This is a genomic window from Streptomyces sp. NPDC041129, assembly GCF_055592265.1.
In genome coordinates, this window is record NZ_JBVIYV010000001.1 from 383,738 (window position 1) to 396,754 (window position 13,017).

General features: G+C 71.9%; 11 protein-coding genes. All 11 read left to right on the top strand.

The features are described from left to right. The first annotated feature begins 68 nt into the window (after nucleotides 1–68). The 11 genes from hpnC to ACZ6B1_RS01700 all read left to right on the top strand — a co-directional run bounded on the left by hpnC (nucleotide 69) and on the right by ACZ6B1_RS01700 (nucleotide 12,948). Nucleotides 69–995, top strand: coding sequence for a squalene synthase HpnC (gene hpnC / locus ACZ6B1_RS01650; RefSeq protein ID WP_468773934.1), 927 nt, complete (start codon nucleotides 69–71; stop codon nucleotides 993–995). Beyond that, entirely contained in the window at nucleotides 992–1,942 is a 951-nt protein-coding gene (gene hpnD, locus ACZ6B1_RS01655; protein WP_468773935.1) for a presqualene diphosphate synthase HpnD, read from the top strand. The genes hpnC and hpnD overlap by 4 nt, the downstream gene beginning before the upstream one ends. Further along, nucleotides 1,942–2,082 carry a DUF6380 family protein gene (locus ACZ6B1_RS01660; protein ID WP_468773936.1) on the top strand — a complete coding sequence of 47 codons (141 nt, stop codon included), beginning with the start codon at nucleotides 1,942–1,944 and terminating at the stop codon, nucleotides 2,080–2,082. The genes hpnD and ACZ6B1_RS01660 overlap by 1 nt, the downstream gene beginning before the upstream one ends. Then, a complete protein-coding gene (hpnE, locus tag ACZ6B1_RS01665; protein ID WP_468773937.1) occupies nucleotides 2,079–3,515 on the top strand; it encodes a hydroxysqualene dehydroxylase HpnE in 1,437 nt (478 codons plus the stop codon). The genes ACZ6B1_RS01660 and hpnE overlap by 4 nt, the downstream gene beginning before the upstream one ends. Continuing rightward, nucleotides 3,515–4,648 (top strand): polyprenyl synthetase family protein, encoded by a 1,134-nt coding sequence (locus ACZ6B1_RS01670; protein ID WP_468773938.1) that lies wholly within the window; start codon nucleotides 3,515–3,517, stop codon nucleotides 4,646–4,648. Before hpnE ends, ACZ6B1_RS01670 begins: the two co-directional genes overlap by 1 nt. Before the next feature lie 114 nt (nucleotides 4,649–4,762). Further along, complete coding sequence (gene shc / locus ACZ6B1_RS01675) at nucleotides 4,763–6,814, top strand: squalene--hopene cyclase (RefSeq protein ID WP_468773939.1); 2,052 nt, start codon at nucleotides 4,763–4,765, stop codon at nucleotides 6,812–6,814. A 1-nt stretch (nucleotide 6,815) separates the two neighbouring features. Then, the gene (locus ACZ6B1_RS01680) at nucleotides 6,816–7,457 is read left to right on the top strand and encodes a phosphorylase family protein (protein ID WP_468773940.1); all 642 of its coding nucleotides are present in this window, start codon (nucleotides 6,816–6,818) and stop codon (nucleotides 7,455–7,457) included. A gap of 5 nt (nucleotides 7,458–7,462) precedes the next feature. Beyond that, on the top strand, nucleotides 7,463–8,485 hold the full coding sequence (hpnH, locus tag ACZ6B1_RS01685) for an adenosyl-hopene transferase HpnH (protein ID WP_468773941.1): 1,023 nt from the start codon (nucleotides 7,463–7,465) through the stop codon (nucleotides 8,483–8,485). Nucleotides 8,486–8,489: 4 nt separating this feature from the next. Beyond that, nucleotides 8,490–9,623 (top strand): flavodoxin-dependent (E)-4-hydroxy-3-methylbut-2-enyl-diphosphate synthase, encoded by a 1,134-nt coding sequence (gene ispG / locus ACZ6B1_RS01690; protein WP_468773942.1) that lies wholly within the window; start codon nucleotides 8,490–8,492, stop codon nucleotides 9,621–9,623. A 35-nt stretch (nucleotides 9,624–9,658) separates the two neighbouring features. Next, entirely contained in the window at nucleotides 9,659–11,566 is a 1,908-nt protein-coding gene (gene dxs / locus ACZ6B1_RS01695; RefSeq protein WP_468773943.1) for a 1-deoxy-D-xylulose-5-phosphate synthase, read from the top strand. Beyond that, on the top strand, nucleotides 11,563–12,948 hold the full coding sequence (locus tag ACZ6B1_RS01700) for an aspartate aminotransferase family protein (protein WP_468773944.1): 1,386 nt from the start codon (nucleotides 11,563–11,565) through the stop codon (nucleotides 12,946–12,948). Before dxs ends, ACZ6B1_RS01700 begins: the two co-directional genes overlap by 4 nt. Nucleotides 12,949–13,017 lie beyond the last annotated feature (69 nt).

The following is a 13,017-nucleotide window of genomic DNA, read 5'->3' on the forward strand; positions in this document are numbered from 1 at the left end:
TCGGATCGGCAGTGTAGAACGGGAGATGTGACGGCAATGGCTACGGAAACTCCCCAGCTCAGCGCAGCATGTGCCGTCCACGCCCCGGGCAGCCCGCGGTGAGGGGAACCCGCACGGCGCCGGACCTGGAGCGCGCCACCCTGGACAAGGCCGCGACCGAGAACTTCCCCGTGGCCCCCTTCTTCCTGCCCCGCGCCTGGCGCGACGACCTCATGGCCGTGTACGGCTTCGCCCGCCTGGTGGATGACATCGGCGACGGCGACCTGGCCCCCGGCGGCGCCGACGCCCGCGCCCTCGGCGTGCCGGCCGCCGAGGCCGGTGACCGGCTGGTCCTGCTCGACGCCTTCGAGGCCGATCTGCGCCGGGTCTTCGACGGCACCCCGCGCCATCCGCTGCTGCGCCGCCTGCAGCCCACCGCACACCGCCACTCCCTCACCCCCGAGCCGTTCCTCGGCCTGATCGCCGCCAACCGCCAGGACCAGCTCGTGCGGCGCTACGAGACCTACGACGACCTCCTCGCCTACTGCGAACTGTCCGCGAACCCCGTCGGCCGCCTCGTCCTCGGCGTCACCGGCACCGCGACCCCCGAGCGGATCCGGCTGTCGGACGCGATCTGCACCGCGCTGCAGATCGTCGAGCACCTCCAGGACGTCGCGGAGGACCTCGGCCGTGACCGGATCTATCTGCCGGCCCAGGACATGAAGCGTTTCCACGTCCAGGAAACCGACCTCGCCGCGAAAACCGCGAGCGCTTCGGTGCGCGCCCTGGTTGCATACGAAGCACAACGCGCCCGCGATCTGCTGAATGAAGGCGCCCCCCTGGTGGGTAGCGTCCACGGCAGGTTGAAGCTGCTGCTCGCGGGGTTCGTGGCGGGGGGAAGGGCGGCGGTCCGGGCGATCGCCGCCGCCGAGTACGACGTCCTTCCCGGCCCGCCCAAGCCCGGCAAGCTCCAGTTGCTGCGTGAGGCGGGCGCGACTCTGCGAGGAGAGGGGTGATCCGGACCGTGGAGTCTGTGCCGCACGTGTCCGCACCGGTACTCGCCGCCTACGGCTACTGCGAGGCCGTCACCGGGCAGCAGGCCCGCAACTTCGCCTACGGCATCCGGCTGCTGCCGACGCCCAAGCGGCGCGCCATGTCCGCCCTGTACGCGTTCTCCCGCCGCGTCGACGACATCGGCGACGGCGACCTGCCGGGCGAGGTGAAGGTCGCGCGGCTCGAGGACACCCGGGAACTGCTCACCCGGATCCGCGCCGGCGAGGTCGAGGAGGACCACACCGACCCGGTGGCGGTGGCCCTCGCCCATGCCGCGCGCGCCTTCCCGATCCCGCTCGGCGGTCTGGACGAGCTGATCGACGGCGTCCAGATGGACGTGCGCGGCGAGACCTACGAGACCTGGGACGACCTGAAGGTCTACTGCCGCTGCGTGGCCGGCGCCGTCGGCCGTCTCTCGCTCGGCGTCTTCGGCACGGAACCGGGCGCGCGCGGCGCCGAGCGCGCCCCCGAGTACGCCGACACGCTCGGCCTCGCGCTCCAGCTCACCAACATCCTCCGGGACGTCCGCGAGGACGCCCAGGGCGGGCGCACCTACCTGCCCGGCGACGACCTGGCCAAGTTCGGCTGCTCGGCCGGGTTCGACGGGCCCACTCCACCGCCGGGCTCCGACTTCGCCGGCCTCGTGCACTTCGAAGTGCGGCGGGCCCGCGCCCTGTTCGCCGAGGGCTACCGGCTGCTCCCCATGCTCGACCGGCGCAGCGGCGCCTGCGTGGCGGCCATGGCCGGCATCTACCGCCGGCTGCTGGACCGCATCGAGCGCGACCCCGAGGCCGTGCTGCGCGGTCGGGTCTCGCTGCCCGGACGCGAGAAGGCCTACGTCGCCGTGCGTGGACTGTCCGGCCTCGACACCCGGCACGTCTCCCGGCGGACCGTCAGGAGGCGTGCCTGATGGGCTCCCGGGAACCGTCCGGCTCCGACGGTCCGGCGCGACGGGCAACCCCGCGCTGCGGCGTGGCGTCCCTGACTGCGACGGCCTGCCGTGCACCGTTCATCCAGCACGGCCGGCACGCACGGAAGGACGCAGGATGAGCGACGGCTCCCGCGCCGCACAGGCGCACGCCGGTGCCCGGGCACCGGAGGCCCCGGCGCGGCGCACCGCCGTCGTCGTCGGCGGCGGTCTCGCCGGCGTCACCGCTGCGCTCGCGCTCGCCGACGCGGGCGTCGACGTCACGCTCGTCGAAGGCAGACCCAGGCTGGGCGGTCTCGCCTTCTCCTTCCAGCGCGGCGAGTTGACCGTCGACAACGGTCAGCACGTGTACCTGCGCTGCTGCACCGCCTACCGCTGGTTCCTCGACCGGATCGAGGGCACGGCGCTGGCACCGCTGCAGGACCGCCTGGACGTGCCCGTCGTCGACGTCGCCAAGCCCGAGGGCAGACGTCTCGGCCGGCTGCGGCGCGACCCGCTGCCCGTCCCCCTCCACCTGGGGCGCAGCCTGGCCACCTACCCGCACCTCTCGCTCGCCGAGCGCGCCGCCGTCGGGCGCGCCGCGCTCGCGCTCAAGGGGCTCGACCTCGCCGATCCTGCCCTGGACGCCCAGGACTTCGGCGGCTGGCTGGCCGCGCACGGCCAGTCGGCGCGCGCCGTCGAGGCCCTGTGGGACCTGGTCGGGGTCGCCACCCTCAACGCGGTCGCGGGCGACGCCTCCCTGGGGCTCGCCGCGATGGTGTTCAAGACCGGTCTGCTGTCCGACCCGGGCGCGGCCGACATCGGCTGGGCCAGTGTCCCGCTGGGCGAACTGCACGACCGGCTGGCCCGCAAGGCGCTCGACTCCGCGGGCGTCCGTACCGAAGTCCGTACACGCGTCACCTCCGTCCTCCTCAACGAGAACGGGGGCTGGAGCGTTCAGGTTCCCGGTGAGACGCTCCGGGCCGACGCGGTCGTCCTCGCCGTCCCCCAGCGCGAGACGCACGACCTGCTGCCGCCCGGCGCCCTCGACGCCCCCGGGCGGCTGCTGGAGATCGGCAACGCGCCCATCCTGAACGTGCACGTCGTCTACGACCGCCCGGTGCTCGCCCGGCCCTTCCTCGCCGCCCTCGGCACCCGCGTGCAGTGGGTCTTCGACCGCACCGACGCCTCCGGGCTGCGCGAGGGCCAGTACCTGGCGGTGTCCCAGTCGGCCGCGCGGGACGACATCGACGAACCGGTCGCCGTGCTCCGTGAGCGCTACCTGCCCGAGCTGGAGCGGCTGATCCCCGGTACGCGGGGCGCCGTGGTGAAGGACTTCTTCGTGACCCGGGAGCGCACGGCGACCTTCGCCCCCACCCTCGGCGTCGGCCGGCTGCGGCCCGGCGCCCGCACCAAGGCCCCCGGCCTGTACCTGGCCGGAGCGTGGACCGCCACCGGGTGGCCCGCGACCATGGAGAGTGCGGTCCGCAGTGGCGTGAGCGCGGCCGACGCCGCGCTGAGCGCCCTGGGCCGGCCCCGCCCCGCCCGCCTCTTCGCGTTCGAGGAGGCGGCCTGATGACCGAGCAATACGCGGCGGGCCCCCGCACCCCCGGTACCGCAACAACAGGAGAGACTGTGCCCACTGTGCCCCCCGCCTCGACGGCCGAACCGAGGACCGCGGTGGACGTGACCGCGCTGCTGGAGCGCGGCCGCACCCTGGCCACCCCGGTCCTGCGCGCCGCCGTCGACCGCCTGGCGCCGCCCATGGACACCGTCGCCGCCTACCACTTCGGCTGGATCGACGCCGCGGGCAACCCGGCCGACGGGGACGGCGGCAAGGCCGTCCGCCCCGCCCTCGCGGTGCTCTCCGCCGAAGTCACCGGCGCCGCGCCCGAGGTGGGCGTCCCCGGCGCGGTCGCCGTCGAACTCGTCCACAACTTCTCGCTGCTGCACGACGACCTGATGGACGGCGACGAGCAGCGCCGGCACCGCGACACCGTCTGGAAGGTGCACGGCCCCGCCCAGGCCATCCTGGTCGGCGACGCCCTGTTCGCCCTCGGCAACGAGGTCCTGCTGGAGCTCGGCACCGTCGAGGCCGGCCGCGCCACCCGCCGGCTGACCACCGCCACCCGCGCCCTGATCGACGGTCAGGCGCAGGACATCTCCTACGAGCACCGCGACCGCGTCAGCGTCGAGGAGTGCCTGGAGATGGAGGGCAACAAGACCGGCGCGCTGCTCGCCTGTGCCTCCTCGATCGGCGCGGTCCTCGGCGGCGCGGACGACGCCACCGCCGACGCGCTGGAGCGCTACGGCTACCACCTCGGCCTCGCCTTCCAGGCCGTCGACGACCTCCTCGGCATCTGGGGCGACCCGGAGGCCACCGGCAAGCAGACCTGGAGCGACCTGCGCCAGCGCAAGAAGTCCCTGCCGGTGGTGGCCGCCCTCGCGGCGGGCGGCGACGCCTCCGAACGGCTCGGCGAGATCCTCGCCGCCGACGCCAAGAGCAGCGACTTCGCGAACTTCTCCGAGGAGGAGTTCGCGGCCCGGGCCGCCCTCATCGACAAGGCAGGCGGCCGCGAGTGGACCGCCGGGGAGGCGCGCCGGCAGCACACGATCGCCGTCGAGGCCCTCGACGCCGTCCACATGCCCGACCGGGTGAGGGCCGCCTTCACGGCGCTCGCCGATTTCGTCGTCGTACGGAAGAGATGATCATTATCGGTCGAATAACCCTCGCGTAGTCGCCGGCCGGTGTCGCGGATGACGGCACCGGCCGACGGCGGACCCACAGCAGCACGACTCGCACGACTGCACGAAGGGGAAGCCATGACAGCGACGACCGACGGAAGCACCGGAGCGACCATGCCGCCCCGCGCTGCCGCGGCCAGCGAAACAGACCTCACCACGCCCGAGGCGGCCGGGGTACCAGAAGCCGCCGAACGTGCCGCGCGCCGCGCCACCGACTTCCTGCTCGCCCGCCAGGACGCCCAGGGCTGGTGGAAGGGCGACCTCGAGACGAACGTCACCATGGACGCCGAGGACCTGCTGCTCCGTCAGTTCCTGGGCATCCTGGACGAGGAGACGACGCGGGCCGCCGCCCTGTTCATCCGCGGCGAGCAGCGCCCGGACGGCACCTGGGCCACCTTCTACGGCGGCCCCGGCGAACTGTCCACCACCATCGAGGCGTACGTCGCCCTGCGTCTGGCCGGCGACGCGCCCGACGCCCCGCACATGGCGAAGGCCTCGGCCTGGGTCCGCGAGCACGGCGGCATCGCCGCCTCCCGGGTCTTCACCCGGATCTGGCTCGCCCTGTTCGGCTGGTGGAAATGGGAGGACCTGCCCGAACTCCCGCCGGAGCTGATCTACTTCCCCCACTGGATGCCGCTCAACATCTACGACTTCGGGTGCTGGGCGCGGCAGACCATCGTGCCGCTGACCATCGTCTCGGCCAAGCGCCCCGTCCGCCCGGCCCCCTTCCCGCTGGACGAGCTGCACACCGACCCGGCCGACCCCAACCCCGTCAAGCCCTTGGCTCCGGTCGCGAGTTGGGACGGCGCCTTCCAGCGTCTCGACAAGGCGTTGCACCAGCTGCGCAAGGTGGTCCCGCGCCGGCTGCGCAGGGCGGCGATGAACTCCGCCGCCCGCTGGATCATCGAGCGGCAGGAGAACGACGGCTGCTGGGGCGGGATCCAGCCCCCGGCCGTGTACTCGGTCATCGCGCTGCGCCTGCTCGGCTACGACCTCCAGCACCCGGTCATGCGCGAGGGCCTCGCCTCCCTGGACCGCTTCGCCGTGTGGCGAGAGGACGGCGCCCGGATGATCGAGGCCTGCCAGTCCCCGGTGTGGGACACCTGCCTCGCCACCATCGCGCTCGTCGACGCGGGCCTGCCCATCGACCACCCGCAACTGGTCAGGGCGGCCGACTGGATGCTCGGCGAGGAGATCGTCCGGCCCGGCGACTGGTCCGTGAAGCGGCCCCAACTGCCGCCCGGCGGCTGGGCGTTCGAGTTCCACAACGACAACTACCCGGACATCGACGACACCGCCGAGGTCGCCCTCGCGCTGCGCCGGGTCCGCCACCACGACCCCGAGCGTGTGGATCACGCCATCGGGCGCGCGGTGCGCTGGAACCTGGGTATGCAGTCGAAGAACGGCGCCTGGGGCGCCTTCGACGTCGACAACACCAGCCCGTTCCCGAACCGGCTGCCGTTCTGCGACTTCGGCGAGGTCATCGACCCGCCGTCCGCCGACGTCACCGCGCACGTCGTCGAGATGCTCGCCGCCGAGGGCCTGGCCAACGATCCGCGCACCCGGCGCGGCATCGACTGGCTGCTCGCCGAACAGGAGCCCGACGGCTCGTGGTTCGGGCGTTGGGGCGTCAACTACCTGTACGGCACCGGCTCCGTGGTGCCCGCGCTCACCGCGGCCGGTCTGCCCGGCTCGCACCCGGCGATCCGGCGGGCGGTGGCCTGGCTGGAGAAGGTGCAGAACGACGACGGCGGCTGGGGCGAGGACCTGCGCTCCTACAAGCACGTCAAGGAGTGGAGCGGCCGCGGCGCCTCCACCGCCTCGCAGACCGGCTGGGCGCTGATGGCGCTGCTCGCGGCGGGGGAGCGGAACTCGGAGGCCGTGGAGCGCGGCATCCAGTGGCTGGCCGCGACCCAGCGGGAGGACGGCTCCTGGGACGAGCCGTACTTCACCGGCACCGGGTTCCCCTGGGACTTCTCCATCAACTACCACCTGTACCGACAGGTGTTCCCGCTCACCGCGCTCGGCCGCTACCTGCACGGCGACCCCTTCGAGCGGCCGCCGCTCGCCCGGGCCAGGAGGGCCCACTCAGACGGCAGGAAGCCGCTGCCCGAGGCCACGGTGAGCTGAGGTGAGCACCCGGCCCGCCCCGCCCCCGCTGCTGATCGCCTGCGCGCTCGGCATCGAGCACCTCGCCCTGCGCACCGGCGAACGCGAAGGGGCGGGAGGGCCGGTCACCTTCGTTCGCACGGGCATGGGGCCCCGGGCGGCGGAACGGTCCGTAACCCGGCACCTGTCCGAGCCGGCGCTCACCGCCGCGGCCGTACTGGCCACCGGCTTCTGCGCCGGACTCGCCCCCGGCATGCACCCCGGCGACCTGGTAGTGGCCGAGGAGACCCGGGACCCGCGCGGGACCGTCCCGTGCGTGGCCACCGAACCGCTCGTCAAGGAGATCGCCCGCGTCCTTCCCGGGCGCACCGTCCACACCGGACCGCTCATCGGCTCCGACCACGTCGTCCGCGGCCCGGAGCGGTCCGCGCTGCGTGCGACCGGCGCGATCGCGGTCGACATGGAGTCGGCGGCCACGCTGCTGAGCGCCGTGCGCGCCGGCGAGCGCCCGGTTGCGGCCGTACGGGTGGTCGTGGACGCTCCCGAACATGAACTCGTCCGTATCGGCACGGTGCGCGGTGGAATATCAGCCTTCCGTGTCCTTCGCTCGGTTCTGCCCGCTTTTTATGAATGGCACCGTTCTTTGTCGCTCCCCCGGAGGTGAGCCAGATGGCCATGCCGTTGCGTCAGTCCATCAAGGTCGCTACATACCTGGCCGAACAGAAACTCCGCAGGCGGGACAAGTTTCCGCTCATCGTCGAGCTGGAACCACTCTTCGCCTGCAACCTCAAGTGCGAGGGCTGTGGCAAGATCCAGCACCCCGCCGGTGTGCTCAAGCAGCGCATGCCGGTCGCCCAGGCCGTGGGCGCGGTGCTGGAGTCCGGTGCGCCGATGGTGTCCATCGCCGGCGGGGAACCGCTGATGCACCCGCAGATCGACGAGATCGTGCGCCAGCTCGTGGCCAGGCGGAAGTATGTCTTCCTGTGCACCAACGCGCTCCTGATGCGCAAGAAGATGGACAAGTTCACGCCCTCGCCCTACTTCGCCTTCGCGGTGCACATCGACGGGCTGCGCGAGCGGCACGACGAGTCGGTCGCGAAGGAGGGGGTGTTCGACGAGGCGGTGGAGGCCATCAAGGAGGCCAAGCGGCGCGGCTTCCGGGTGACCACCAACTCCACCTTCTTCAACACCGACACCCCGCAGACGATCATCGAGGTGCTCAACTTCCTCAATGACGACCTGCGGGTGGACGAGATGATGATCTCGCCCGCCTACGCCTACGAGAAGGCGCCCGACCAGGAGCACTTCCTGGGCGTGGAGCAGACCCGCGAGCTGTTCCGGAAGGCCTTCGCGGGCGGCAACCGCCGCAAGTGGCGGCTCAACCACTCCCCGCTCTTCCTGGACTTCCTGGAGGGCAAGGTCGACTTCCCGTGCACCGCCTGGGCGATCCCGAACTACTCGCTCTTCGGCTGGCAGCGCCCCTGCTATCTGATGAGCGACGGCTACGTCCCGACGTACCGCGAGCTCATCGAGAAGACCGACTGGGACAAGTACGGCCGTGGCAAGGACCCGCGCTGCGCCAACTGCATGGCGCACTGCGGGTACGAGCCCACCGCCGTCCTCGCCACCATGGGCTCCCTGAAGGAGTCGCTGCGGGCCATGCGCGAGACCGTCTCCGGAAACCGGGAGTGACCCCATGACCGCCGTCCCCCTGGGCGTCCCCGAGGTGCCGGCCCGGCCGGTCGCGCCGCGCCGCGTGTCGCGGCGGATCCACGTCGGGCCGGTGGCGGTCGGGGGCGGGGCCCCGGTCTCGGTGCAGTCGATGACCACGACCCGCACGTCGGACATCGGCGCCACCCTGCAGCAGATCGCGGAGCTCACCGCGTCCGGCTGCCAGATCGTCCGTGTCGCCTGCCCCACGCAGGACGACGCGGACGCTCTGCCCGTCATCGCCCGCAAGTCGCGGATCCCGGTGATCGCGGACATCCACTTCCAGCCGAAGTACGTGTTCGCCGCCATCGAGGCGGGCTGCGCCGCGGTGCGGGTGAATCCGGGCAACATCAAGCAGTTCGACGACCAGGTGAAGGAGATCGCGCGGGCCGCCAAGGACCACGGCACCCCGATCCGGATCGGCGTCAACGCGGGCTCCCTGGACCGCCGGCTGCTGCAGAAGTACGGCAAGGCCACTCCGGAGGCGCTGGCGGAGAGTGCGCTGTGGGAGGCGTCCCTCTTCGAGGAGCACGACTTCCGCGACATCAAGATCTCCGTCAAGCACAACGACCCGGTCGTGATGATCGAGGCCTACAGGCAGCTCGCCGCCCAGTGCGACTACCCGCTGCACCTCGGTGTGACCGAGGCCGGCCCGGCGTTCCAGGGCACCATCAAGTCGGCGGTCGCCTTCGGCGCGCTGCTGTCGCGGGGGATCGGCGACACGATCCGTGTCTCCCTCAGCGCGCCGCCCGCCGAGGAGGTCAAGGTCGGCATTCAGATCCTGGAGTCCCTGGGGCTGCGGCAGCGGCGGCTGGAGATCGTCTCCTGCCCGTCCTGCGGGCGTGCCCAGGTCGACGTCTACAAACTGGCGGAGGAGGTCACGGCAGGCCTGGACGGCATGGAAGTGCCGCTCAGGGTCGCGGTGATGGGGTGCGTGGTCAACGGCCCGGGCGAGGCCCGCGAGGCCGACCTCGGAGTTGCCTCGGGCAACGGCAAGGGACAGATCTTCGTCAAGGGCGAGGTCATCAAGACCGTCCCCGAGTCGAAGATCGTGGAGACCCTCATCGAGGAGGCCATGAAGCTCGCCGAGGGGGCGGGCGCCGCGGATGAAGTGAGTTGAGGCAAGGCACGGCACGGACCGAGAGGGGGCCCAGCGTGACGATCCTGGAGACCATCCGGCAACCACGCGACCTGAAGGCGCTGTCCGAGGCGGAAGTCGGCGAACTGTCGGAAGAAATACGTGAGTTCCTGGTGCACGCGGTCTCGAGAACCGGCGGTCACCTCGGGCCCAACCTGGGCGTGGTGGAACTGTCCATCGCGCTCCACCGGGTCTTCGAGTCACCGGTCGACCGCATCCTGTGGGACACCGGCCACCAGAGCTATGTGCACAAGCTGCTGACGGGACGTCAGGACTTCTCCAAGCTGCGCGGCAAGGGCGGCCTGTCCGGCTACCCCTCCCGCGAGGAGTCCGAGCACGACGTCATAGAGAACAGCCATGCCTCCACCGCGCTGGGCTGGGCGGACGGCCTCGCCAAGGCCCACCAGGTGCTGGGGGAGAAGGGACACGTGGTCGCGGTCATCGGCGACGGCGCGCTGACCGGCGGCATGGCCTGGGAGGCGCTGAACAACATCGCGGCCGCCAGGGACCGGCCGCTGATCATCGTCGTCAACGACAACGAGCGCTCCTACGCCCCGACCATCGGCGGTCTCGCCAGCCACCTGGCCACCCTGCGCACCACCGACGGCTACGAGAAGGCCCTGGCCTGGGGCAAGGAGGTGCTGCTGCGCACCCCGGTGGTGGGCGGCACGATCTACGAGTCCCTGCACGGCGCGAAGAAGGGCTTCAAGGACGCCTTCGCGCCGCAGGGCATGTTCGAGGACCTGGGACTGAAGTACGTCGGCCCGATCGACGGGCACGACATCGGCGCCGTCGAGTCGGCGCTGCGCCGCGCGAAACGCTTCCACGGGCCCGTCCTGGTCCACTGCCTCACGGAGAAGGGCCGCGGCTACGAACCCGCCCTCGCCCACGAGGAGGACCACTTCCACACCGTCGGCGTGATGGACCCGCTCACCTGCGCGCCCCTCGCCCCGGCCGGCGGTCCTTCCTGGACCTCGGTGTTCGGCGACGAGATCGTCCGGATCGGCGAGGAGCGCGAGGACGTCGTCGCGATCACGGCGGCCATGCTGCACCCGGTGGGACTGGGCCGCTTCGCCGAGCGGTTCCCCGACCGGGTGTGGGACGTGGGCATCGCCGAACAGCACGCGGCCGTCTCGGCGGCCGGGCTCGCGACCGGCGGGCTCCACCCCGTCGTCGCCGTCTACGCCACCTTCCTCAACCGCGCCTTCGACCAGTTGCTGATGGACGTGGCCCTGCACCGCTGCGGAGTCACCTTCGTGCTGGACCGCGCCGGCGTCACCGGAGTGGACGGGGCGTCCCACAACGGCATGTGGGACATGTCCGTCCTCCAGGTCGTGCCCGGCCTGCGGATCGCCGCCCCGCGCGACGCCGGGCAGCTGCGCGCCCAGCTGCGCGAGGCGGTCGCCGTGGACGACGCGCCCACCCTGGTCCGCTTCCCCAAGGAATCGGTCGGCCCGGACATCCCGGCGGTCGGCCAGGCGGGCGGCATGGACGTCCTGCACCGCGGCGAGCACCCCCAGGTGCTGCTGGTGGCCGTCGGCGTGATGGCGCCGGTGTGCCTCCAGGCCGCCGAGCTGCTCGCGGCACGCGGCGTCGGCTGCACGGTGGTGGACCCCCGCTGGGTCAAGCCCGTCGACCCCGCCCTGCCGGGCCTGGCCGCCGGTCACCGCCTGGTCGCCGTAGTAGAGGACAACAGCCGGGCGGCAGGCGTCGGTTCGGCCGTGGCCCTCGCCCTCGGCGACGCGGACGTGGACGTGCCGGTACGCCGGTTCGGCATCCCGGACCAGTTCCTCGCGCACGCCAAGCGCGGCGAGGTACTGGCCGACATCGGCCTCACGCCCGTGGAGATCGCCGGGCGCATCAGCGCGAGCCTGGCCGTCAAGGCCGTCAGAGCCCTCGACGGCACAGCCAAGGAGAGTGAATGAGCACGGAGTTCGACCTCGGCGCCCTCCTCGCCGAGCGCGGAGCCGAACGCTACGAGCTGCACGCCAAGCACCTCAACCCGCAGCTCCCGCGCATGCTGCACACCATCGGCTTCGACCGGGTCTACGAGCGGGCCGAAGGCGCCCACTTCTTCGACACGGAGGGCACGGACTACCTGGACATGCTCGCCGGGTTCGGCGTGATGGGCCTCGGCCGCCACCACCCGGTCGTCCGCAAGGCGCTGCACGAGGTCCTGGACCTCGGCCTCGCCGACCTCACCCGCTTCGACTGCCAGCCGCTGCCGGGCCTGCTCGCGGAGCGGCTGCTCGCCCACAGCCCGCACCTGGACCGGGTGTTCTTCGGCAACAGCGGCACGGAGGCGGTGGAGACCGCCCTGAAGTTCGCCCGGTACGCCACCGGCAGGCCCCGCGTCCTGTACTGCGACCACGCCTTCCACGGCCTGACCACCGGCTCCCTGTCGGTCAACGGCGAGGACGGCTTCCGTGACGGCTTCGCCCCGCTGCTGCCCGACACCGCCGTACCCCTCGGCGACCTCGACGCCCTCGCCAGGGAGCTGAGGAAGGGCGACGTGGCCGCCCTGATCGTCGAGCCCATCCAGGGCAAGGGCGTGCACGAGGCACCGCCCGGCTATCTGCGCGCCGCCCAGGAACTGCTGCACCGGCACAAGGCGCTGCTGATCGCCGACGAGGTGCAGACCGGCCTCGGCCGCACCGGCGACTTCTACGCCTACCAGCACGAGGAAGGCGTGGAGCCGGACCTGGTGTGCGTGGCCAAGGCACTGTCCGGCGGCTACGTGCCGGTCGGCGCCACCCTGGGCAAGGAGTGGATCTTCAAGAAGGTCTACTCGTCCATGGACCGCGTCCTGGTCCACTCGGCCAGCTTCGGCTCCAACGCCCAGGCCATGGCCGCCGGGCTCGCCGTGCTGTCGGTCATGGAGAACGAGCAGATCGTCGCCGGGGTGCGGGCCACCGGTGAGCTGCTGAAGTCGCGGCTCACCGCGCTGATCGACCGGTACGAGCTGCTCGCGGACGTGCGCGGCCGGGGCCTGATGATCGGCATCGAGTTCGGGCGGCCCTCCTCGCTGAAGCTGCGCGGCCGCTGGACCATGCTGCAGGCCGCCCGCAAGGGCCTGTTCGCGCAGATGGTCGTCGTCCCGCTGCTGCAGCGCCACCACATCCTCACGCAGGTCTCCGGCGACCATCTGGAGGTGATCAAGCTCATCCCGCCGCTGATCATCGACGAGGCCGACGTGGACCGGTTCGTCGACGCCTTCACCGCCGTCATGGACGACGCCCACCACGGCGGCGGACTGATGTGGGACTTCGGGAAGACGCTGATCAAGCAGGCGGTGGTCAACCGCTAGAGCCGCCCGCAAGCCGTTTTGCCTCTGAGACAAGAAATTTGCCGCAGAGGCAACTCTGCGGCCTCAATG